The sequence below is a fragment of the Aeromonas sp. TECH754 genome (assembly GCF_056279295.1).
This window is the reverse complement of the sequence record NZ_JBWBRA010000001.1, coordinates 3264392-3286720: the sequence shown is the minus strand read 5'-3', so window position 1 is coordinate 3286720 and position 22329 is coordinate 3264392. Positions and strand designations below refer to the sequence as shown.

Below are 22329 nucleotides of genomic sequence, written 5' to 3'. Positions count from 1 at the left end.
GTTTGCGGGCCTTGTTCATTAGATGTTAATGAGGACGATATGGTAACCATTCGTTTACAACGTGGTGGCGCGAAAAAGCGTCCGTTTTACCAGGTAGTAGTTACTGACAGCCGTTGCGCCCGTGACGGTCGTTTCATCGAACGTGTTGGTTTCTTCAACCCGGTCGCTACCGGCAACGCTGAAAAGCTGAAGCTGGACCTGGCTCGTATCGAGCATTGGGTTGCTACTGGTGCCGCTGTTTCTGACCGCGTTGCCAAGCTGATCAAAGACGCTGCCAAAGCTGCTTAATCAGTCAAACGGTAGGGAGTTAAGGTGGAAAAACCTATAGTTCTGGGCACCCTGGGTACCGTATACGGCATCAAGGGCTGGCTTAAAGTGAACTCCTTCACCGATGTTGCCGAAGCGATTTTCGATTACAACCCCTGGCTGATCAATCAGAACGGGGTGTGGCGTGAGATTCAGGTTTCGGCCTGGAAGCGTCACAACAAGGGTCTGATCTGCAAGCTCGATGGTATCGATGTGCGCGAAGATGCCCTGGCATTGACCAACGTCGAGATTGGCGTACCCGCCGATCTGTTGCCTGCGTTGCCCGAAGGTGAGTTCTACTGGCGTGACCTGATTGGTTGCTCGGTATCGACCACCAAGGGATACGACCTGGGCAAGGTGACCGAATTGATGGAAACCGGCTCCAACGATGTGTTGGTGGTTGAGGCCAATGTAAAAGATGCCTTTGGTGCGAAGGAGCGGTTGATTCCGTTCCTGGAAGAGCAGGTGATCAAGAACATTGATCTGACTGCTCGAACAATCGAAGTTGATTGGGATCCTGGTTTCTAGTTTCCCGCGCTAACACGGGTGCCGGAGGTTTCTTATGTGGATTGGGGTAATCAGCCTCTTCCCGGAAATGTTCCGAGCCATTACCGAGCACGGGGTAACGGGTCGGGCCGTCAAGAGTGGCCTGCTGCAGATTGAGTGCTGGAACCCTCGGGACTTCACCCACGACAAACACCGTACGGTCGACGATCGTCCCTATGGTGGTGGTCCTGGAATGTTGATGATGGTGCAGCCGCTGCGTGATGCGATTCATGCAGCCAAGCAAGCGGCGGGAGACGGGGCGAAAGTCATCTATCTCTCTCCTCAGGGACGCAAGCTGACTCAAGCGGGCGTAACCGAGTTGGCGACGAATCAAACATTGATTCTGGTCGCCGGTCGATACGAAGGTATCGATGAGCGCGTGATCCAAACCGAAGTCGACGAAGAGTGGTCTATCGGAGATTACGTGTTAAGTGGTGGCGAGTTGCCTGCCATGACCCTGATCGATGCGGTTTCGCGTCTGGTCCCCGGGGTCTTGGGTGATCAGGCCAGTGCCGAGCAGGACTCCTTCACGGATGGCCTGCTGGATCATCCCCACTACACTCGGCCGGAGTTGTTGGATGGATTGGCGGTGCCGGAGGCGCTGACAAGCGGCAATCACGAAGTGATCAGACGCTGGCGGCTCAAGCAATCGCTCGGACGAACCTGGCAGAGAAGGCCGGAACTTATTAACAACCTAGCTCTGACTGACGAGCAAGAATCACTTCTTGCCGAGTATGTCCGCGAAGTGCGTGACAGCGTCTAAGTAGAGTTTTCAGTTTATCCTAGGTAAGGAAAGACAATGAGCAAGATTATTCAGCAGCTTGAACAAGAGCAACTGCGTACCGACATCCCGGCATTTGCCCAGGGCGACACCGTACGTGTTCAAGTTCGTGTTAAAGAAGGTGGTAAAGAGCGTCTGCAGGCTTTCGAAGGCATCGTCATTGCCAAGCGTAACCGCGGTCTGCACTCTGCTTTCACCGTTCGCAAGATCTCCAACGGCGAAGGTGTTGAGCGTGTATTCCAGACTCACTCTCCGCTGATCCACAGTGTAGAACTGAAGCGTCGTGGTGATGTTCGCCGCGCCAAGCTGTACTACCTGCGCAACCTGTCCGGCAAAGCTGCTCGTATCAAAGAGAAGCTCAACTAATTCGATTCGAATTGGTGTCGGTATGTCGACGAATAGCTCGACAGGTAGTGAAAAGGCTCGCCAATGGCGAGCCTTTTTTGTATCCGTCATTCGGGACTCAGGCTGGCTGGCTGACCCGCACTACGGAATTGTCCCGCCCGAACGGGCCGGGCACATAGTCATCCGCCGCCCAGTCGTTGTCGTAATGACTCTCTCCTCCCGGCTGCACCAGCTGGTAACAGTACTCAAAATGGCTGGGACCATCGGTGGGCAGATTGAGGGTCGCCTTGAATTCCCCGTTCTTCATCCGCTTGAGTTCGATGGGTTGCCACTGGCTGAATTCCCCCAGTAGCAAGATCTGCTCGGCCTCGCCCGCGGCCTCTTTTTCCACTGCGAAGGTCACCTTGACCTCGGGACGCGACTTGAGAAACTGCTTGTTTATCGGCATATGCCCTCCTTGTCACTGACTGCGAAGAAAATGGTGCTGGTTATTTTTATACCACTTTATGACAAGGATGTTGATAGCGAAGATCACGCGGGCAAGGCGAAGTGGCGCAGCAACAGCTGATGGGTGAAGTCAATCTTGAGATAAAAGCCCCTTGGCAGGGTCTGGATTGGCTGGCCGTTGCGTCCGATGGCGCGGGTCAGTGCCTTGCTGTTGGCCGCCTTGGGCCGCAGCTGCATGACCTGGCCGTGGCGGGCGCTGATCTGTTCCACTTCCCCCAGCACTATCATGTCCATCAACTCTTCCCAGTCCTGGCACAATAACCGATCCTCTTCTTCGCTCGGACTCCACAGCAGCGGCATGCCGACCCGGCGCTCACCGATCGGGATCTCGCGGCTGCCCTCCACCGGGATCCAGAGTACCCGGGAGAGTTTGTTGCGCACGTTCGACTCTTCCCAGCGCTGGCCGCTGACACCGATCAGCGGCGCCACACAGACGAAGGTGGTCTCCAGCGGCTTGCCTTGAGGATCCACCGGGATCGTCTTGAGCTCTATCCCCAACTCGGGGAAGTCCTGCTCCGGCCTGCTGCCCGCGCTGGCACCCAGTTGCCACTCGATCAGCTGACCTACCCAGCCCTTGTCCCGCCGCAGATCCCGTGGCACCGGGATCCCGGCGTTGGCCGCAAGCTGGGCCAGGGGAAGCCCCGCCATGGCGTAGGCGCGAGCCAATAACTCTTGCTCTGACTGGGGACTGACGGGCATGAAGGGCTCCTGTGAGATGAATGGGTCTGGCAAGTCTGTTTTTGGTTGAGGATCGCTGTTTTTATAACCGATCACTGGCCAATTGTGCACAGGGGAGGGGGGATTGCCAATACTCATCTATAGCAATGATTTTAAAGGAGTTTGACTTTTTCTGCCAGCCATCGGAGGCGGAGGATCCTGGCTGAAACAAGTTGTCCAAGGGTTTGGCCTGGCTGTTGCACATAGTTATCCACAGAAATCTTGGATAACTGGCATAAAGTGATCATGGAGGCCCTTCCAATGGAAAAAAATGTGAGAGCACACCGATTTTTCCGGCTATAACGGTGCAGATAATGCACCAGGCTTGTGGATAAATCGGCCGTGATGGATCTTTGAACAGTCGAACTTGTTCACAATCCAGAGTCAGGATCCTCGGTGGCAAAAGACATGGATCTTGATCCAGCATTTAAATATTAACTGTATGTATTTAAATGAATATTTTGTTTGATACTGAATGAGGTATGATAAAGAATGATTCGGTACCCCGATATGAAACTACTGTATATACCCGTTTGATCACAGGCTTATACACAGTCTGGGTGGGCAACTCATGGTGGTTGATCTTAAAGTTTGTTTATAACTTAGCTTGAAATGGCAAGTTATTCATGAATGGAAGATGACAGTCCTTGTTTGCCGCCACGGGGTGAATGTGGAACAATCTCTTTATAGATTCAGCCTTTATAAGGTGATCACGTGATAGATGGTGACGGATTTCGTCCCAATGTCGGCATCGTGATCTGTAACCGTGACGGACAAGTATTGTGGGCTAAGCGCTATGGGCAGCACTCCTGGCAGTTTCCGCAGGGGGGGGTTGATGATGGTGAGTCGCCGGAACAGGCCATGTATCGTGAGCTATACGAGGAGATAGGCCTCAAGCCCGAAGACGTGACCATATTGGCGATCAGTCGCAACTGGCTGAAGTACCGCTTACCCAAACGACTCGTTCGCTGGGACAGTTCACCGGTCTGTATTGGCCAAAAGCAGAAATGGTTTTTGTTACAGCTCGATCCGGGCAAAGAGTCCAGGATCCAGTTTGGTTGTCATGGCCACCCGGAATTCGATGATTGGCGTTGGGTCAGCTTTTGGTACCCGGTGCGTCAGGTCGTCTCCTTCAAGCGGGAAGTCTACCGCCGGGTGATGAAGGAGTTTGCCCCACTGGCGATGCCGGTGCCTGCGGTGGTGCAGACGGGGCAGGCTAATCGAAAGGATGGGCGGCGTAACCGCTCGCGCTAAGGAGCACGCCAGTTGCTGACGGAACTCAGACGCATCGTCGAGAGCATGGCCGAGGCCAATACCCTCGAGCAGGCCTTGCAGGCATTGGTGAGCCAGACCCGGCTCGCCATGACGGTCGACTGCTGCTCCGTCTACGTCGCCGAGCCAGAGATGCGGCGTTATCGACTGGCGGCCACCGATGGCCTGGCCGAGTCGGCGGTGGGCAAGGCCACGCTGCCGTTCGAGCAGGGCATCGTCGGTCTGGTCGGTCAGCGCGAAGAGCTGATCAACCTGGCCGACGCCCCTTCCCACCCCAGCTTCAAGTTCCTGCCCGACGTGGCCGAAGAGGCGTTTCGCTCCTTCCTTGGCGCCCCCATCATGCATCAACGCCAGGTGGTGGGCATCCTGGTGGTGCAGCAGAAAGAGAGCCGGCTGTTCGATGAGGGGGAAGAGTCCTTCATGGTCACGCTGGCGGCGCAGCTGGCGGCCCGGATTGCCCAGGCACAGGCCAAGGGCTGGTTGCAGAAGACCGACTGGAGCAAGCCGCTGCGCGGCATTGCCGGCGCCAGCGGCATCGCCATCGCCAAGGCCTGGGTGTGGCGCCCGCGCAAGGCGCTCAATTCCATCACCCCGCGCAAAGACGAAGAGCACGCCAAGCAGTTGACGCGCCTCGAGCTCGCGGTGGAAGAGGTGCGCCACGATCTGGAGAGCCTGGCGCTGCGGTTTCGCGAGAGCTATAGCCAGGACTCGGTCGCCATCTTCGACATCTATCTGCACCTGCTGAATGATCCCGGCTACATCAAGCCCATTCGCAACAAGGTCAGCAAGGAGCACTGGACCGCTATCTCGGCGGTCAAGCTCATCAGCGATCGGTTGATCGAGCAGTTCAAGGGGATGAAGGATCCTTACCTGCGCGAGCGTTCTGCCGACGTGAAGGACATCGCCCAGCGGCTCATCAGCCGGCTGGTGCAGGACGAGCCCGAGCAGCTCACCATCGGTGAGCCCGTGGTGCTGGTCGCCGACGAGGTGACCGCCACCATCCTCGCCGAAATTCCCCGTGAGTTTCTGAGCGGGGTGGTGTCGCTCAAGGGCGGCACCAACTCCCATGCCGCCATCCTGGCGCGGGCCATGGGGGTGGCCGCCATCATGGGGGTGGATCTGCCGCTCGGCGACATCGGCGGTCGTACCCTGGTGGTCGATGGCTACAGCGGCGATCTCTTTATCGAACCCAATCAGGTGATCCTGACCGAGTACCGGCAACTGCTCAACGAGGAGCGGGAACTCGATACCCTGGTGCGCAGCGTCGACAACCAGGCCTCCGAGACCGCCGACGGCACGCCGGTGTCGCTGCTGCTGAATGCCGGCCTCAGCGCCGATACGGAGATCTCCCTCAATCATCTGGCGGATGGGGTCGGGCTCTATCGCACCGAGATCCCCTTCATGCTGCAGGAGAGCTTCCCCTCGGAGTGGGAGCAGACCGCCCGTTACCGCGGCATCCTGGAGACCTATCGTGATCGGCCGGTGTGCATGCGCACCCTGGACGTGGGGGGGGATAAACAACTGCCTTACTTCCCCATCGTGGAAGAAAATCCTTTTCTCGGCTGGCGCGGGATCCGGCTCACCCTGGATCACCCCGAACTGTTCCTGGTGCAGCTCAAGGCCATGCTGAGGGCGAGCGAGGGGTTGGACAATCTGGCCATCATGCTGCCGATGATCAGCAGCGTTGGCGAGATCCGCGCCTCCCGCCGCTTGCTGGATCAGGCCTGGCGCGAGGTCTCGGAAGAGGCGGCCAGCCGCGGGGCGGAGATCCGCTATCCGAGCCTGGGGGTGATGATAGAGGTGCCCTCCGCGCTCTACATCCTGCCGGAGATGGCGCCGCTCATCGACTTCTGGTCGGTGGGCAGCAACGACCTGACCCAGTATCTGCTGGCGGTGGATCGCAACAACGCCCGGGTCGCCAGCATCTATGATGCCTTCCACCCGGCGGTGATCCGCGCCCTGCAACTGCTGGTCGATGCCTCCCATCGCTACCAGAAGCCGGTCTCGGTCTGCGGCGAGCTGGCCGGGGATCCGGTGGGCGTGCTGCTGCTGCTGGCCATGGGCTATCGTCGTTTCAGCATGAATACCCACAACATTTCCCGCATCAAATACGTGCTGCGGCAATCCGATCTCGGCGAATTGACCACGCTGCTGACCGATGGTCTCAAGCACGATAATCCCCACGTGCTGCGCGGCCTGTTTGCGCGCTATCTGGAAGAGCACGGCCTTGGCGGTTTGCTGCGGGCCGGCCACAAGACCAAGCTGCCAGATTGATATTCAGTCTTGTCCCGGCTGACGAATGATCGGAGAATGCGGCTTTTCTTATGATTGGGGCCGCACATGCAGCACGATGGATATTGGGTTTTCTCGCAGATTGATCCCGTAGCATTCAGTTTGGGACCACTATCGGTACGCTGGTATGGTCTCATGTATCTGTTTGGTTTCGCCTTTGCCATGTGGCTTGCGGGGCGTCGCGCCGATGCCCCGAACAGCGGCTGGACCCGTGAAGAGGTGTCTGATCTGCTGTTCTACGGCTTCCTCGGGGTGATCCTCGGCGGCCGAGTCGGCTACGTGCTGTTCTACAACTTCGATCTCTTCCTCGCAGACCCGCTCTATCTGTTCAAGATCTGGACCGGCGGCATGTCGTTCCACGGTGGCTTGATCGGGGTCATCACCGCCATGTGCTGGTTTGCCCACAAGACCAAACGCCACTTCTTCACCGTGGCCGACTTCGTGGCACCGCTGATCCCGTTCGGACTGGGGGTGGGCCGCATCGGCAACTTCATGAATGGCGAGTTGTGGGGCCGGGTGACCGATGTGCCCTGGGCCATCATCTTCCCGGAGGCGGGCCCCGAGCCGCGTCATCCCTCCCAGCTCTATCAATTTGCCCTGGAAGGGGTGGTGTTGTTCATCATTCTCAACCTGTTCTGGCGCAAGCACCCGCCCCGCGGCGCCATCTCTGGCCTGTTCCTGCTGTGCTACGGCCTGTTCCGCTTCCTGGTGGAGTTCGTGCGCCAGCCAGACAGCCAGCTCGGTCTCTATTTCCAGGAGATCAGCATGGGCCAGATCCTCTCCACCCCGATGATAGTGGCCGGTGCCATCATGATCTGGATTGCCTACAAGCGACCACGGCTGTTTGGCAACGTGGCGAAGGAGGCAAAGTAATGAAGGCCTATCTCGATCTTATACAGAAGATCCTGCCGCAAGATACCTGTGGGAGTGTGAAGATCTTTGGTGATGCCATGAAGGAGGCCAAGGAATGAGGGCTTATCTCGACCTGATGCAGAAGATCCTGGATGAGGGCACGGTCAAGTCCGATCGTACCGGCACCGGGACCCTTTCCCTGTTCGGTCACCAGATGCGCTTCAACCTGGGGCACGGCTTCCCGCTGGTCACTACCAAGAAGTGTCACCTGCGCTCCATCATTCACGAGTTGCTCTGGTTCCTCAATGGCGATACCAACACCGCCTATCTGAAGGAACACGGCGTCAGCATCTGGGATGAGTGGGCCGACGAGCACGGCGATCTCGGCCCTGTCTACGGTGCCCAGTGGCGTTCCTGGCCGGCGGCCGATGGCGCCGTCATCGACCAGATCCAGCGGGCTGTGGATGACATCAAGCACAACCCGGATTCGCGCCGGATCATCGTCTCCGCCTGGAATGTGGGCGAGCTGGACAAGATGGCGCTGGCGCCTTGCCACGCCTTCTTCCAGTTCTACGTGGCGGACGGCAAGCTCTCCTGCCAGCTCTATCAGCGCAGCTGTGATGTGTTCCTCGGCCTGCCGTTCAACATCGCGAGCTACGCCCTGCTGACCCACATGATGGCCCAGCAGTGTGATCTCGAGGTGGGCGACTTCGTCTGGACCGGCGGCGACGTGCATCTCTATTCGAATCACATGGAGCAGACCGCGCTGCAGCTCTCCCGCGAGCCGCGCCCGCTGCCGCAACTGGTGATCAAGCGCAAGCCGGAGTCTATTTTCGACTACCGCTTCGAAGACTTCGAGATCCAGGGCTACGATCCGCACCCCGGCATCAAGGCGCCCGTCGCCATCTGACGCAAGTCGGGGCACTCTGGCCGGCATCACGTCATGATGCGACAGCATCTTATCGACAGGCACCTCAGGGTGCCTTTCTCATTTGTGGCTCATCCCCATAGCGACCAAACCGTACTTTGCCTCCCTGATGAGATCCCGATGAGAGGTGCGTGGGTCGGATATAAAATGAATTTCCATTCAAATTGATGAATGCGACAGTAGTTCAAAAAGGCGAGTTAAAACGGGCATATAGCAGACTTGGTGATTTTTGCTTTCGGTTTTTCCGTTGTTAATGGCAATAAGAAACGATTTTTCATTGAGTCACTTCGACTCTAGACTGAAAAAAATGCAATTCTATGGGTAGTCAGATCATGAGTGACGTAATCAAGAGATTTCTCAAACTGGAGTCAGCCTCCGGAATAATTCTGATCCTGGCGGCCTTGCTGGCCATCGGCCTGGCCAATTCGGCCATGGCTGAGCACTATCTGGCCTTCCTGGATACGCCTGTGCAGGTGCGCATCGCGGCCCTCGACATCGACAAGCCGTTGCTGCTCTGGATCAACGATGGCTTCATGGCGATCTTCTTCCTGCTGGTCGGGTTGGAGGTCAAGCGCGAGATGCTGGAGGGGGCGCTCTCGTCCCGGGTGCAGGCGACCTTCCCGGCCATTGCCGCGGTGGGCGGTATGCTGGCGCCGGCGCTCATCTATGCCTTCTTCAACTATGAAGACGAGGTGACCCGGGCCGGCTGGGCCATTCCGGCCGCGACCGACATCGCCTTTGCCCTCGGGGTGATGGCGCTGCTGGGCAAGCGGGTACCGGTGAGCCTGAAGGTGTTCCTGCTGGCGCTGGCCATCATGGACGACCTTGGGGTCATCATCATCATCGCCCTGTTTTATACCCAGCAACTGTCGCTGGCGGCGCTGGCGGTCGGCATCCTCGCGACCCTGACTCTGCTGTGGATGAACCGCCGCGGCGAGGACAGGATCGGCCTCTACATGCTGGTCGGTTTGGTGCTCTGGGTGGCAGTGCTCAAGTCCGGCGTCCATGCGACCCTGGCGGGCGTGGTGGTGGGCTTCATGATCCCGCTCAACGGCAAACGCTATGCGTCGCCGCTCAAGCACCTGGAGCATGTGCTGCACCCCTGGTGCGCCTACCTGATCCTGCCGCTGTTTGCCTTTGCCAACGCAGGTGTCTCGCTGGACGGGATAGGTCTGTCGGCCCTGCTGAGCCCGGTGCCGCTCGGCATCATGCTGGGGCTCTTCATCGGCAAGCCGCTCGGGGTGTTCACCATCAGCTGGCTGGCGGTGAAACTCGGCATCGCCCAGCTGCCGAGCGGGGTTAACTTCAAGCAGATATTTGCGGTCAGCATCCTGTGTGGCATCGGTTTTACCATGTCGATGTTCATCGCATCGCTGGCGTTCGAGCACGGCGGATTGGATTACGGCAGTTACTCACGGCTCGGGATCCTGGTGGGATCCAGCCTGGCGGCCGTGGTCGGTTATCTCGCCCTGTGGATGTCGCTTCCCAACCGGGAGGCGGATCAAAGCACGGAGGGGTTATGAGAAGACTGGGATGGTTGATCATGCTGGCGAGCCCGGCAGTCTGGGCGAACAGTCTGGTGGCGTGTCAGCAGGATGCGGCCTCGGCAGGTTGCTCTGCCTATCTCAACGGGGTGGTCGACAGCGCCCTCATGCTGGGGGAGCAGCAGGCCAAGGCCCGCTTCGGCGAGACCTTTGCCGAACGGGCCCTGAGTAGCCGGGCCGGGGAACGGGTGAAGAAGTCCAATCAGCGCTACTGCGGTGAGCGGATGCCGGATCCGGCCAGCCTCAAACTGGTGCTGCAAAAGCAGTTCGACGCAAACAAGGTTGACTCGATCAGCGACATGTATGACATTCTGGCGGTTGAACTCAGCTGCTACCGGAGCCCGCCAGCCGCGGGAACCCCATCGGATGTCACACCTTAACTACAACCATCTTTATTACTTTTGGATGACTCAGAAGAAGGGCTCCGTCACCCAGGCGGCGGAGGCCCTTTTTCTTACTCCCCAGACGGTCACTGGCCAGATCAAGCTGCTGGAGCAACGCCTTGGTGGCAAGTTGCTGATGCGCAAAGGACGATCCCTCGAGGCGACCGAACTCGGCCAGCTGGTGTTCCGCTATGCCGACAAGATGTTCAGCCTCTCCTACGAGATGCTGGATATCGTCAACTACCGCAAGGAGAGCCAGATCCTGTTTGACGTCGGCATCGCCGACGCGCTCTCCAAACGTCTCGCCAGCCGGGTGCTGCTGTCAGTCATTCCCAACGACGGCTCCATCCACCTGCGCTGCTTCGAATCGACTCACGAGCTGCTGCTGGAACAACTGAGCGAGCACAAGCTCGACATGATCCTCTCCGATTGCCCGGTGGATTCCAGCCAGCATGCGGGGCTGCTCTCCAAGCGGCTCGGTGGCTGCGGGGTCAGCTTCTTCTGCAAGGCGCCGCTGCCTTCACTGCCGTTTCCAGCCTGTCTGGAGGAGCGCAAGCTGCTGATCCCCGGCCGCCGCACCGCCATGGGCCGTCAGCTGACCCACTGGTTCGAGCAGCAGGGGATCTCTCCCAGCATCCTGGGGGAATTTGACGACGCGGCGCTGATGAAGGCATTTGGCTTCTTCAATCAGGGCATCTTCATGGCGCCGACCATCTATCGGGAGGAGATCCTGGAGGGGGAGGGGGTCATGCTGCTGGGGGAGACCCAGGATCTGATGGAGGAGTATTACGTCATCTTCGCCGAGCGGATGATCCAGCATCCGGCGGTGAAACGGGTGTGCGAGAGCGATTTCTCCTTCCTGTTTGCCGGCCAGGAAGATTTTACCGCTATCCAGCCGGCCCCCCTGTCGTTTTAAATGGCAGGGGCCGGGAGTATGATGCCTGACTTGCAGAAGAGGGAATGAGATGCAGCTGGAAGAGATGGAGGCAAATGCCGGGCGCGCGGTGACGCTGCTCAAGGCGCTGGCCAATGAACGGCGCTTGTTCATTCTGTGTCAGTTGCTGGAGCGGGAACTCTCGGTGGGGGAACTCAACGAGGTACTCAGATTGAGCCAGTCCGCTCTGTCACAACACCTGGCGGTGCTGCGGCGTGATGAGCTGGTGACGACGCGCAAGGAGGCCCAGACGGTTTACTATTCGCTGCGCAGCCACGAGGTGCGCGAGATGATAGGTCTGCTGAACAGACTTTACTGCAGCGCAGATAAATAAAAAACCGGCCCTGAGGCCGGTTTTTTGAGCTTTATACAGCCGAAGCTGATTAAGCCATAGCTTTGATCTGGGCAGACAGGCGGCTCTTGTGACGAGCAGCTTTGTTCTTGTGGATCAGGCCTTTGGTTGCCATACGATCCATGATCGGCTGGGCAACGGCGAAAGCGGCAGTGGCAGCAGCCTTGTCGCCAGAAGCGATGGCAGCAATTACTTTCTTCAGATAGGTACGGGTCATGGAACGACGGCTGGCGTTGTGTTGACGACGTTTCTCTGACTGAATCGCGCGCTTCTTAGCAGATTTGATATTAGCCAAGGTAAAACTCCTAAAACTGTCTTAGCGAGTGTATTGAAAAGGCCCGGAAATATGCCTTCACAACCACATATTGTCAAATGATTTGTGCAAATAAACACCGCCCCCCGGTGGTGTGTCAGTTGGGAGGCGGTTAAACTGTCGGCCGATTCTACCAGCATTCTTTCCATTCTGACAGTTCCAGAGGCTTCGTCTTGAGTAAGAAATTGATCAAATCCGGCATGATAGTGTCCGCAATGACGCTGGCATCCCGTGTGATGGGCCTGGTTCGCGATGTTGTCATCGCCAACCTGCTCGGCGCCGGGGTGGCTGCAGACGTCTTCTTCTTCGCCAACCGCATTCCCAACTTCCTGCGCCGCCTGTTTGCCGAAGGCGCCTTCAACCAAGCCTTTGTGCCCGTGATGACGGAATACAAGAAGAAGGGCGATGAGCGCGAGGTGCGTGAATTGCTGGCCGCGGTGGCGGGGACCCTGGGTGGCATCGTCACCATAGTGACCCTGCTCGGGGTGCTGGGCTCCGGGGTGCTGACCGCCCTGTTCGGCTGGGGCTGGTTCTGGGACTGGCTGCACGGCGGGCCGGCGGCCGAGAAGTTCGAGCTGGCCAGCCTGATGCTCAAGATCACCTTCCCCTATCTCTGGTTCATCACCTTCACCGCCATGGCGGGGGCCATCCTCAACACCTACGGCCGTTTCGCCGTCTCCTCCTTTACCCCGGTGTTTCTCAACATCACCATGATTGCGGCCGCCTGGTGGATAGCGCCCTTGATGGAGAAGCCCGAGATCTCGCTGGCGATCGGTGTCTTCCTGGGGGGCTTGGTGCAGTTCCTGTTCCAGTTCCCCTTCCTGCGCCAGATGAACATGCTGGTATGGCCCAAGTGGGGTTGGCACCATCCCGGGGTCGTCAAGATCCGCACCCTGATGATCCCGGCGTTGTTTGGCGTTTCGGTCAGCCAGATCAACCTGCTGATCAACACCATGCTCGCCTCCTTCCTGGCGACCGGTGCCATCAGCTACCTCTACTACTCGGATCGGTTGCTGGAGTTCCCCCTCGGCCTGTTTGCGGTCGCCATCAGCACCGTGATCCTGCCGGCGCTGGCGAAGAAACACGTGGATGCGGATCCGGCGGATTTCTCCCGCACCATGGACTGGGGGGTGCGGATGGTGATGCTGCTCGGCCTGCCCGCCATGGTGGGGATCGCCGTGCTGCGCGAGCCTATCCTGCGGGTGTTGTTCATGCGCGGTGAGTTCGGCCTGCACGAGGTGAGCATGTCCAGTGCCAGCCTGTTGGCCTCCACCACCGGGCTGCTCTCCCTGATGCTGATCAAGGTGCTGGCGCCCGGTTACTATGCCCGCCAGGATACCAGGACCCCGGTGCGGATCGGGGTGATGTCGATGGTGGCGAACATGGTGTGCAACCTCATCTTCATCTATCCGCTTGGCTATGTGGGGCTGGCGCTCGCCACCGCCTGCTCCGGCACCCTGAATGCGGCCCTGCTGTTCAAGGGGCTCTATGAGCAGAACGTCTACCGGCCGTCCCGCCAGACCGGTCTGTTCTGCCTCAAGTTGCTGGTGGCGACCCTGCTGATGGGCGGCCTGCTTGGTTACTTGTCACCGGATCTCGCCCAATGGGGGGCCTGGAGCATGGGCAAGGCCAGTCTGGAACTGACACTGCTGCTCTGCCTCGGTGGAGCCCTGTACGGGATCGTCTTGCTGGTGCTCGGTATTCGGCCAAGGCACCTGAAATCGGATCGGCAGCAGAACTGACCATAGCGCTCTGTGCGGCGAGTGGCTCGGCAGGTGTCCGGCATTCGGTCAAGACATCTGATGTTGGGTCAGCGGCGAGACGTCGCCGTTCGGTGTGAACATTCATGCTGTGGGGGCCCTGAAATGGGCCAAGACAGCTGAAATCGGGCGGGGAGGGCTGACCCTGCCTGCCGCCTGATATATAATCCGCCGATTTCCTGGCAGCAACGTACAAGGCACTGATGGAGCTTATTCGCGGCATTCACAATATCAAGCCCCGTCATCGGGGCTGCGTATTGACCATAGGCAACTTCGATGGGGTTCATCAGGGACACCATGCGGTGCTGGCCCGACTGCAGCAAAAAGCAGCCGAGCTGGGCCTGCCCGCCTGCGTCATGCTGTTCGAGCCCCAGCCCCTCGAGCTGTTTGCCGGGGCCGATGCCCCTGCCCGTCTCAGCCGCTGGCGTGAGAAGTACGAGGCCCTCAAGGGAATGCGGATCGATCGCATGCTCTGCGTGCATTTCACCCACCGTTTCGCCGAGCAGACGGCCAACACCTTTATCGAGCAGTTGCTGGTGGAGAAACTCGGCGTGCACTATCTGGTGGTGGGGGACGATTTTCGCTTCGGCCGCGGCCGAGAGGGCGATTTCCACCTGTTGGAGGAGGCGGGGCGTCGCTACGGATTCGAGGTGATCAGCACCCAGAGTTTCCAGATCGAACGCCAACGGATCAGCAGCACATTGGTGCGCGAAGCCCTCAAAGCGGGGCGGATGGCGGAAGTGGAGCTGATGCTCGGCCGCCCCTACGCCATCAGCGGTCGGGTCGCCCATGGCGACAAGCTGGGCCGTACCATAGGTTTTCCCACTGCCAATCTCGCCCTCAAACGGCAGGTGATCCCGGTCGGTGGCGTGTTCGCGGTGGAAGTGTTATGTTCCGGCAAGACCTTCCCCGGTGTCGCCAACGTGGGCGTACGGCCGACGTTGAGCGGCACACAAGCCAGATTGGAAGTACATCTATTTGATTTTTCTGGTGATCTATATGGTCAGCAGGTCAAGGTGCTGCTTCGCCACAAGCTGCGCGAAGAGCAGAAATTTGCCTCTTTCACCGCCTTGAAAGAGCAGATCGAACGAGATGCCCTGGCGGCCCGAGCCTGGTTCGGGCTGCCACCATTTAATTTACCCAGCACTCTTTTAGCAAAGAAGGGAACCCAGGACTGATGAGCGACTATAAACACACCCTGAATCTGCCGGAAACCGAGTTTCCGATGCGTGGCGATCTGGCCAAGCGCGAACCCAACATGCTGAAACGTTGGTACGATCAGGATCTTTACGGCGCCATTCGCCGCGCCAAAGCGGGCAAGCCTTCTTTCATTTTGCACGACGGTCCTCCCTATGCGAACGGCAGCATTCACATCGGTCACTCCGTCAACAAGATCCTCAAAGACATCATCATCAAGTCCAAGGGCCTCTCCGGTTTTGACTCCCCCTATGTACCGGGCTGGGATTGTCACGGTCTGCCCATCGAGCTGAAGGTCGAAGGGCTCGTCGGCAAGCCGGGTGTGAAGGTATCCGCCGCCGAATTCCGCGCCGAGTGCCGTAAATACGCCAAGACCCAGATCGAAGCGCAGAAGACCGATTTCATTCGTCTGGGTGTGCTGGGTGACTGGGACAAGCCTTATCTGACCATGGATTTTGGTACTGAAGCGAACATCATCCGCTCCATGGCCAAGATCGTCGAGAACGGCCACCTGCACAAAGGCTCCAAGCCGGTGCACTGGTGTACCGACTGCGGCTCTGCCCTGGCTGAAGCCGAAGTGGAGTACTACGACAAGAATTCCCCCTCCATTGACGTGCGCTTCAAGGCCGTCGATGAGGCAAGTGTCGCTGCCAAGTTTGACTGCCCCGAGGGTCATACCGGTCGTGGCCCGATCTCCGTGGTGATCTGGACCACCACCCCCTGGACTCTGCCGGCCAACCGTGCCGTCGCCCTGAACGCGGATCTTGATTACGCCCTGGTGCAGGTCGATGGGGATAACCCCGAGCGCCTGATCCTGGCCGCCGATCTGGTCAAGGACGTGATGGACAGAGCCGGGTTCGAGCAGTTCCACAACCTGGGCTATGCCAAGGGGGCGGCGCTCGATCTGTTGCGCTTCAACCACCCCTTCTACAGCTTCGATGTGCCTATCGTATTGGGCGAGCACGTTACCCTGGATGCCGGTACCGGCGCGGTACACACCGCCCCAGGTCACGGTCAGGAAGACTTTGTGGTCGGCCAGAAATACGGTCTGGAAGTCGCCAACCCGGTGGGTAGCAACGGTGTTTATCTGCCGGATACCGAGCTGTTTGCCGGTCAGCACGTGTTCAAGGCCAACGCCTCCGTGGTCGAGGTGTTGACCGAGCGCGGCGCCCTGCTGCATCACCAGGTGTTCAACCACTCCTACCCGCACTGCTGGCGTCACAAGACCCCGATCATCTTCCGTGCCACCCCGCAGTGGTTCATCAGCATGGAGCAGAAGGGGTTGCGCAAGCAGGCCCTGGCCGAGATCGAGCGCATCGAGCAGGACGGGATCAAGCAACATGGCCAGAGCGGCTGGGTGCCGGCCTGGGGCAAGAACCGCATCCAGGCGATGGTCGAGAATCGCCCCGACTGGTGCATCTCCCGTCAGCGTACCTGGGGTGTGCCCATCTCCCTGTTCGTCCACAAGGATACTCAGCAGCTGCACCCGGAATCCGTGCGTCTGATGCACGAAGTCGCCAAGCGGGTCGAGCAAGACGGTATCCAGGCCTGGTGGGATCTGGACAAGGCCGAGCTGCTGGGCAGCGACGCCGACCTGTACGACAAGGTGCCGGATACCCTGGACGTCTGGTTCGACTCGGGTTCGACCCACTCCTCCGTGGTGGATGCCCGTCCCGAGTTCAATGGCAAGTCGGCTGACATGTATCTGGAAGGCTCGGATCAGCATCGTGGCTGGTTCATGTCGTCGCTGATGATCGGCGTGGCCATGAAGAACAAGGCTCCCTACAACCAGGTGCTGACCCACGGCTTCACCGTCGATGGTCAGGGTCGCAAGATGTCCAAGTCCATCGGCAACGTAGTCAGCCCGCAAGACGTGATGAACAAGCTTGGCGCCGACATCCTGCGCTTGTGGGTTGCCAGCACCGACTATACCGGCGAGATGACCGTCTCCGACGAGATCCTCAAGCGTTCTGCCGATGCTTATCGCCGCATTCGCAATACCGCCCGCTTCCTGCTGGCCAACCTGAACGGCTTCAATCCGGCGACCGACATGGTGGCACCCGCCGACATGGTGGTGGTGGATCGCTGGGCCGTGGGCCGTGCCAAGGCAGTGCAAGCAGAGATTGTGACCGCGTTCGACGAGTACAACTTCCACGGTGTGACCCAGAAGCTGATGCAGTTCTGCTCCATCGAGATGGGCTCCTTCTACCTGGACGTGATCAAGGACAGGCAGTACACCGCCAAGGCCGACAGCCTGGCCCGTCGCTCCTGCCAGACCGCGCTGTATCACATCGCCGAGGCCATGGTGCGCTGGATGGCGCCGATCATGAGCTTCACCGCCGACGAGATCTGGGCCCTGCTGCCGGGCGAGCGCGGCGAGTTCGTGTTCACCGAGGAGTGGTACGATGGCCTGTTCGGGCTGGATGCCGACGAACAGATGGGCGACGCCTTCTGGGCCGAGCTTCTGACCGTGCGCGCCGAAGTGAACAAGGCGCTGGAAGCCGCCCGTGGCGAGAAGCGCATCGGTGGTTCCCTGCAGGCGGAGCTGACGCTGTTTGCCAAGCCCGAGCTGGCTGCCCGCCTGAATGCCCTGAGCGATGAGCTGCGCTTCGTGCTGCTCACCTCCAAGGCCAAAGTCGTGGTGGTGGACAGTGCACCGGCAGATTCGGTCGCCACCGAGCGCGATGACCTCTGGCTGAACGTGGCCCAGTCTGCTGCGGCCAAGTGCGATCGTTGCTGGCACCATGTGGAAGACGTGGGCACCATCCAAGGTCACGAAGAGATCTGTGGCCGCTGCGTCACCAACGTCGAGGGTGACGGCGAAACTCGTCAATTTGCCTGATGAACATGACTCATAACAAGAGCGGCCTGCGTTGGCTGTGGCTGGCGGTGCTGGCATTCGTACTGGATCAGGCGAGCAAGCTCGCCGTGGTCAAGTTGCTGCCATTCGGCTACCCGGGGGTGGAGATCACCCCCTTCTTCAATCTGGTGCACGTCTACAACAAGGGCGCGGCGTTCAGTTTCCTGGCCGATCAGGGTGGCTGGCAGCGCTGGTTCTTCGCGGTGCTGGCGTTTGCCATCTGTGGCCTGCTGATCCACTGGTTGCGCAAGCAGTCGGTCACCCAGCGCTGGAGTGGCATCGCCTACTCCCTGATCATCGGCGGAGCCCTCGGCAACGTGTTTGATCGGCTGGTGCTGGGCCATGTGGTCGATTTTCTCGACTTCTACTGGCAGCGTTCCCATTGGCCGGCATTCAATCTGGCCGACAGTTTCATCTTCATCGGCGCCGCCATGATAGTGCTGGAAGGTTTTCGCAGTGAGAAGAAGAAGGAAGAGGCGCTATGAGTCAGCAGATTACGGCAGATAGCAGCGTACTGTTCCACTTCGCCATCAAGCTGGAAGATGGCTCCGTTGCCGACAGCACGGCGCTGCACGGCAAGCCTGCTCGCCTGAAAATGGGTGATGGCAGCCTGACCGACACCTTCGAGCAGTGTCTGCTTGGGCTGCAACAGGGGGAGGCCAAGAGCTTCACCCTGAGCCCGGAGCAGGCCTTCGGTCTCTCCAATCCTGACAATATCTACCACCTGGACAGGGCCAAGTTCGGTGCTGATATGGAGCCCAAGGTCGGCACCATCATGGTGTTCGACCAGCCCAATGGCAGCGAGCTGCCCGGCATCATCCGGGCGGTGGAAGGCATGTCGGTGACGGTCGATTTCAACCACCCCCTGGCCGGCCATACCGTCACCTTTGAGGTGGAAATCCTGGCCGTCGATGACGAGGAAAAGGTGCACTGATGGATATCCTGTTCGCCAATTCCTGCGGTTTCTGCCGTGCTATCGGCATGAGTGAGGTGCTCTGATGGATATTCTGCTGGCTAACCCCCGTGGCTTCTGCGCCGGTGTCGACCGTGCCATCAGCATCGTCGAGAGCGCGCTGGAGAAGTTTGGCGCCCCCATCTACGTGCGTCATGAGGTGGTGCACAACCGCTATGTGGTGAGCAAGCTCAAGGATGCAGGGGCCGTGTTCGTCGAGGAGCTGGATGAGGTGCCCGATGACAGCATCGTCATCTTCTCCGCCCACGGCGTCGCCAAGGTGGTGCGCGAGATGGCCAAGTCTCGTGCCCTCAAGGTATTCGATGCGACCTGTCCACTGGTGACCAAGGTGCATATGGAAGTGCATCGTGCCAGTCGCAAGGGCTCCGAAGCCGTGCTCATCGGCCACGCCGGTCACCCCGAGGTGATCGGTACCATGGGGCAGTACGAGAACCGCGAGGGGGGGATGTATCTGGTGGAGACGCCGGAAGATGTGGCCAAGCTTCGGGTAAAGAATCCTGACGATCTCTGCTTCGTGACCCAGACTACCCTCAGCGTGGACGAGACCTCCGACGTCATCGATGCCCTGCGCCAGCATTTCCCCAAGATCCAGGGGCCGCGCAAGGACGATATCTGCTATGCCACCCAGAATCGCCAGGATGCGGTGCGGGAAATGGCCGGGCTGGTAGATACCATGCTGGTGGTCGGTTCACGTAACTCCTCCAACTCCAATCGCCTGCGGGAGCTGGCCGAGAAGGTGGGGGCTCGTGCCTACCTTATCGACGATGCCTCCATGATTGAGCCAGAATGGCTGGATGGGGTCGCCCGTATCGGAGTGACGGCAGGCGCCTCCGCCCCCGACATCCTGGTGCAGAACGTCATCGCCCGTCTGCGCGAGCTGGGGGGCAAGATAGTGACCGAGCATCCGGGCCGTGAAGAAAATGTCGTATTCGAAGTACCGCCCGAGCTTAGAATTATTTGAATGTGGCCAGGATGGCCTAAGAATAAAGAGCGATGTTCCTGATGCCGGATTTGTTGTTGCGACCTATCCGGCATTAGACTGTCAAGACAACCAGTCACCAAGGATGGGATATGATTGGGCTCCATCGAGGCTTTTCTCTTATTGAATTGATGATTGTCGTCGCAATTGTGGCGATTCTTGGTGCTATTGCCTATCCCTCTTATCAACGTTATCTGCTAACCAGTCACCGTGTTGAAGCCAAAAAAATGCTGTTAAATGCCGCGAACAGGCAAGAAACCTATTTTATGGACTTCAACCAGTACGCCTCTACCTCGGCTGCACTGAATATCTCCGACAACTCGGATTCCGGTCTTTATCATCTGGTTATTTCCGCTGCCGGCAACACATTCACCCTGTTTGCGACGGCTTCTGGAGCACAAGGCTCTGATAGCGACTGTATCATCTTCTCTATCGACCAGAACGGAACCCGCAGTGCCACCCGGCTTGGCAACACCACCAACAACGCTTGTTGGGACTAGCTGATGAGACTACACACTCGTTGCCCACAGACTGGATTCAGCCTGCTTGAAGTGATGATAGCCGCGGTGGTGCTCTCCTTCGGCCTGCTTGGCCTGGTGGCTATGCAGGCGACCGCCAAGTTCTCCGGTTATGAGGCGCGTCAACGTACCATTGCCAGCTGGCTGGCCAACGATCTGGTGGAGCGTGCCCGGATCAATAAAGACAGCTGGTCTGCACAGGGAACGACCGTCGTATCCGGTAACGCAATATTGAGTATGCCGAACTGCGCCAACATCGATGGGACTATGTCGGGTTGCAGCCGCAGCGATCGTCAAACACTGGATCTCTACTATTGGCAGCGTTCCCTGCTGGGGACAGCCGTCTCCGGCTCGGTCTCCTCCCTGCAAGCCCCCACTGGCTGTGTCATTCGTGGTGCCAATAACAGCCTGACGGTCGGGATCTTCTGGCGTGGTCGCGAGTCCCTGTCTGATGGAGCGAACGCCGTCGCCGCAGTACGAACCAACTGTGGACTGAGTGCAACAGCTGATCGTCAGAGGCGTCAGTTCGTACTGACGACCACATTATGAAATCCAGTGGCTTTACCCTGATCGAATGGTTGATCGCCATGTTGATCGGCGTATTTCTGGTCGGTGGTGGTCTGAGCGTTTTTGTAGCATCTCGTTCAACCACCGAAGATACGTTTGATCAGAGTGAGTTGCAGGAGAATGGTCGTATCGCCATGCGTATGTTGACTCAGGATCTTAAATGGGCGGGATTCTGGGGGGACTATACAGGGTCTCCAATGACGAAAGATCTGGGTATTACCTTGAGTAGTGGAGTTATTGTAGCGAACGATTGTTTAGACAACTTAAATCGTGGCAGCTTCCCAACGACCGTAGGCTCGCTACGTTCATTCTGGGTTGCTCAAATTGATGGTAATCGAGCTGTGATAGGAGGAGGGCTTGACTGTATTGGTACAGGCGATCGCATAAAAAATACAGAAATTATCAGTATCAAGCGACTGGTAGGGCGCTCTTTGGAAGCTAAAGACCTAGTAGCCACTCGTTTTTATCTTGCGACCACCACACAATCAGCTTACCTGTTCAAAAAGGGTGAAGCTATACCCAGTACCATGATTAATCCCCAGCTATGGGAATATCAACATTTTATTTATTACCTATCTCCAAATTCAACTAATGGCAACTCTGAGCTGCGTAAACGCTACTTAACACCAGGAGGTGGTTCATTATTAATTGGTGGCGCAATAGCTGAAGGCATTGAGCAAGTGAGGATATTGCTTGGTGTTGATGACAGTTCGGTACCTGATGGTGTAGTCGATCGCTATGTCGCCACCAATAATGTCAACGAGCAAGAGTGGAGTGAGGGGCGTGTCGTTGCTGCCAGAGTGTTCGTTCTTGTGCGTTCCTTGAAAGCCTCTAACCGTTATGCCAATAACAATACCTATCAGGTTGGCGACATATCGGTTCCGGGCAATGGCGATGGTTTTCGCCGGTTGTTATTGGAAACCAGCGTGTCACTGCGCAATCCGGCGGTGATTACCGGAGGAGGCTCATGAGAACTCAGCGCGGTGTGGCCCTGATAGTGGCCCTGATCATTCTGGTACCACTAACGCTTATTGCCGTGGTGGTGATGCAGTCGTCTGGGCAGGATCTCAAGATGGCGGGATCCGCGGCCAGTTTTCGGCAGGCAGAGCATCGACTCGAGGGGATCATGGAAGCGGCCATCCAGAGTAACAACTTCTCGACACTGATCGCCAACATGGGTGTGAGTGCATCGATCAATGTCAATAGCAGCAATGCCTCTGCCGCCGTAGCCCTCACGAATCGCACCGAAACTATTTGCAAGCGTAAGGTCGATGCCAGCAGCAATAATGTGATTCCGGTTTGTAAATATGTTGAGCTGCAGGCGAATGTAAACTATGGAAAATATTCCCGGCCCTTGAATTGGACTGCGGGTGTAGAACAACCACTGCTCACCAAATAGGAGC

25 protein-coding genes are annotated in these 22329 nt (G+C 58.3%); 22 read left to right on the top strand and 3 right to left on the bottom strand.

What is annotated here, in order from left to right; all coding sequences use genetic code 11:
* Nucleotides 1-39 precede the first annotated feature (39 nt).
* From rpsP to rplS, 4 genes are read left to right on the top strand one after another with little or no spacing between them, the layout of a single operon-like run.
* Nucleotides 40-288: a 30S ribosomal protein S16 gene (rpsP, locus tag ACZ9IL_RS14800; RefSeq protein WP_033129199.1), complete on the top strand. Its 249-nt coding sequence runs from the start codon at nucleotides 40-42 to the stop codon at nucleotides 286-288.
* Between the two features lie 24 nt (nucleotides 289-312).
* Nucleotides 313-834, top strand: coding sequence for a ribosome maturation factor RimM (gene rimM, locus ACZ9IL_RS14795; RefSeq protein ID WP_033129198.1), 522 nt, complete (start codon nucleotides 313-315; stop codon nucleotides 832-834).
* 34 nt (nucleotides 835-868) lie between these two features.
* Nucleotides 869-1615 carry a tRNA (guanosine(37)-N1)-methyltransferase TrmD gene (gene trmD / locus ACZ9IL_RS14790; RefSeq protein WP_476004169.1) on the top strand — a complete coding sequence of 249 codons (747 nt, stop codon included), beginning with the start codon at nucleotides 869-871 and terminating at the stop codon, nucleotides 1613-1615.
* A gap of 36 nt (nucleotides 1616-1651) precedes the next feature.
* Entirely contained in the window at nucleotides 1652-1999 is a 348-nt protein-coding gene (gene rplS / locus ACZ9IL_RS14785; RefSeq protein WP_005313505.1) for a 50S ribosomal protein L19, read from the top strand.
* A gap of 97 nt (nucleotides 2000-2096) precedes the next feature.
* Here the strand turns inward: rplS and ACZ9IL_RS14780 are convergent, their stop codons facing one another.
* On the bottom strand, nucleotides 2097-2426 hold the full coding sequence (locus tag ACZ9IL_RS14780; protein WP_476004168.1) for an isoamylase early set domain-containing protein: 330 nt from the start codon (nucleotides 2424-2426) through the stop codon (nucleotides 2097-2099).
* Nucleotides 2427-2509: 83 nt separating this feature from the next.
* Entirely contained in the window at nucleotides 2510-3184 is a 675-nt protein-coding gene (gene mutH, locus ACZ9IL_RS14775; RefSeq protein WP_476004167.1) for a DNA mismatch repair endonuclease MutH, read from the bottom strand.
* 732 nt (nucleotides 3185-3916) lie between these two features.
* Here mutH and rppH point away from each other — a divergent pair.
* The 8 genes from rppH to ACZ9IL_RS14735 all read left to right on the top strand — a co-directional run bounded on the left by rppH (nucleotide 3917) and on the right by ACZ9IL_RS14735 (nucleotide 11741).
* Nucleotides 3917-4456, top strand: a complete 540-nt coding sequence (gene rppH / locus ACZ9IL_RS14770; protein WP_476004166.1) for an RNA pyrophosphohydrolase — start codon at nucleotides 3917-3919, stop codon at nucleotides 4454-4456.
* A 12-nt stretch (nucleotides 4457-4468) separates the two neighbouring features.
* Nucleotides 4469-6748 carry a phosphoenolpyruvate--protein phosphotransferase gene (gene ptsP, locus ACZ9IL_RS14765; protein ID WP_476004165.1) on the top strand — a complete coding sequence of 760 codons (2280 nt, stop codon included), beginning with the start codon at nucleotides 4469-4471 and terminating at the stop codon, nucleotides 6746-6748.
* Nucleotides 6749-6814: 66 nt separating this feature from the next.
* On the top strand, nucleotides 6815-7639 hold the full coding sequence (gene lgt / locus ACZ9IL_RS14760; protein ID WP_476004164.1) for a prolipoprotein diacylglyceryl transferase: 825 nt from the start codon (nucleotides 6815-6817) through the stop codon (nucleotides 7637-7639).
* A 94-nt stretch (nucleotides 7640-7733) separates the two neighbouring features.
* Complete coding sequence (thyA, locus tag ACZ9IL_RS14755; protein WP_476004163.1) at nucleotides 7734-8528, top strand: thymidylate synthase; 795 nt, start codon at nucleotides 7734-7736, stop codon at nucleotides 8526-8528.
* A 350-nt stretch (nucleotides 8529-8878) separates the two neighbouring features.
* Nucleotides 8879-10069 (top strand): Na+/H+ antiporter NhaA, encoded by a 1191-nt coding sequence (nhaA, locus tag ACZ9IL_RS14750; protein ID WP_476004162.1) that lies wholly within the window; start codon nucleotides 8879-8881, stop codon nucleotides 10067-10069.
* Nucleotides 10070-10089: 20 nt separating this feature from the next.
* Nucleotides 10090-10470, top strand: a complete 381-nt coding sequence (locus tag ACZ9IL_RS14745; protein ID WP_476005360.1) for a hypothetical protein — start codon at nucleotides 10090-10092, stop codon at nucleotides 10468-10470.
* Nucleotides 10457-11389 carry a transcriptional activator NhaR gene (gene nhaR, locus ACZ9IL_RS14740; protein WP_033129189.1) on the top strand — a complete coding sequence of 311 codons (933 nt, stop codon included), beginning with the start codon at nucleotides 10457-10459 and terminating at the stop codon, nucleotides 11387-11389. The genes ACZ9IL_RS14745 and nhaR overlap by 14 nt, the downstream gene beginning before the upstream one ends.
* A gap of 49 nt (nucleotides 11390-11438) precedes the next feature.
* The gene (locus ACZ9IL_RS14735; RefSeq protein WP_476004161.1) at nucleotides 11439-11741 is read left to right on the top strand and encodes an ArsR/SmtB family transcription factor; all 303 of its coding nucleotides are present in this window, start codon (nucleotides 11439-11441) and stop codon (nucleotides 11739-11741) included.
* Between the two features lie 49 nt (nucleotides 11742-11790).
* Here ACZ9IL_RS14735 and rpsT read toward each other — a convergent pair whose 3' ends face one another.
* On the bottom strand, nucleotides 11791-12054 hold the full coding sequence (gene rpsT / locus ACZ9IL_RS14730) for a 30S ribosomal protein S20 (protein ID WP_033129187.1): 264 nt from the start codon (nucleotides 12052-12054) through the stop codon (nucleotides 11791-11793).
* Between the two features lie 191 nt (nucleotides 12055-12245).
* On the opposite strand from rpsT, the gene murJ reads away from it, so the two are divergent.
* The 10 genes from murJ (at nucleotide 12246) to tppD (ending at nucleotide 22325) form a co-directional block, all read left to right on the top strand.
* On the top strand, nucleotides 12246-13814 hold the full coding sequence (gene murJ / locus ACZ9IL_RS14725) for a murein biosynthesis integral membrane protein MurJ (RefSeq protein ID WP_476004160.1): 1569 nt from the start codon (nucleotides 12246-12248) through the stop codon (nucleotides 13812-13814).
* A gap of 221 nt (nucleotides 13815-14035) precedes the next feature.
* Nucleotides 14036-15010 carry a bifunctional riboflavin kinase/FAD synthetase gene (gene ribF / locus ACZ9IL_RS14720; RefSeq protein ID WP_476004159.1) on the top strand — a complete coding sequence of 325 codons (975 nt, stop codon included), beginning with the start codon at nucleotides 14036-14038 and terminating at the stop codon, nucleotides 15008-15010.
* The gene (gene ileS / locus ACZ9IL_RS14715; protein ID WP_476004158.1) at nucleotides 15010-17871 is read left to right on the top strand and encodes an isoleucine--tRNA ligase; all 2862 of its coding nucleotides are present in this window, start codon (nucleotides 15010-15012) and stop codon (nucleotides 17869-17871) included. Before ribF ends, ileS begins: the two co-directional genes overlap by 1 nt.
* Nucleotides 17871-18374 (top strand): signal peptidase II, encoded by a 504-nt coding sequence (gene lspA, locus ACZ9IL_RS14710; RefSeq protein ID WP_476004157.1) that lies wholly within the window; start codon nucleotides 17871-17873, stop codon nucleotides 18372-18374. The genes ileS and lspA overlap by 1 nt, the downstream gene beginning before the upstream one ends.
* Nucleotides 18371-18823 (top strand): FKBP-type peptidyl-prolyl cis-trans isomerase, encoded by a 453-nt coding sequence (gene fkpB, locus ACZ9IL_RS14705; RefSeq protein ID WP_476004156.1) that lies wholly within the window; start codon nucleotides 18371-18373, stop codon nucleotides 18821-18823. The genes lspA and fkpB overlap by 4 nt, the downstream gene beginning before the upstream one ends.
* Before the next feature lie 64 nt (nucleotides 18824-18887).
* Nucleotides 18888-19823 carry a 4-hydroxy-3-methylbut-2-enyl diphosphate reductase gene (ispH, locus tag ACZ9IL_RS14700; RefSeq protein ID WP_476004155.1) on the top strand — a complete coding sequence of 312 codons (936 nt, stop codon included), beginning with the start codon at nucleotides 18888-18890 and terminating at the stop codon, nucleotides 19821-19823.
* Between the two features lie 110 nt (nucleotides 19824-19933).
* Nucleotides 19934-20341 (top strand): type IVa pilus pseudopilin TppA, encoded by a 408-nt coding sequence (gene tppA / locus ACZ9IL_RS14695; protein ID WP_476004154.1) that lies wholly within the window; start codon nucleotides 19934-19936, stop codon nucleotides 20339-20341.
* A gap of 3 nt (nucleotides 20342-20344) precedes the next feature.
* Entirely contained in the window at nucleotides 20345-20908 is a 564-nt protein-coding gene (gene pilV / locus ACZ9IL_RS14690; RefSeq protein WP_476004153.1) for a type IV pilus modification protein PilV, read from the top strand.
* Nucleotides 20905-21897: a PilW family protein gene (locus tag ACZ9IL_RS14685; protein WP_476004152.1), complete on the top strand. Its 993-nt coding sequence runs from the start codon at nucleotides 20905-20907 to the stop codon at nucleotides 21895-21897. The genes pilV and ACZ9IL_RS14685 overlap by 4 nt, the downstream gene beginning before the upstream one ends.
* Nucleotides 21894-22325 (top strand): type IVa pilus pseudopilin TppD, encoded by a 432-nt coding sequence (gene tppD, locus ACZ9IL_RS14680; protein WP_476004151.1) that lies wholly within the window; start codon nucleotides 21894-21896, stop codon nucleotides 22323-22325. Before ACZ9IL_RS14685 ends, tppD begins: the two co-directional genes overlap by 4 nt.
* Nucleotides 22326-22329 lie beyond the last annotated feature (4 nt).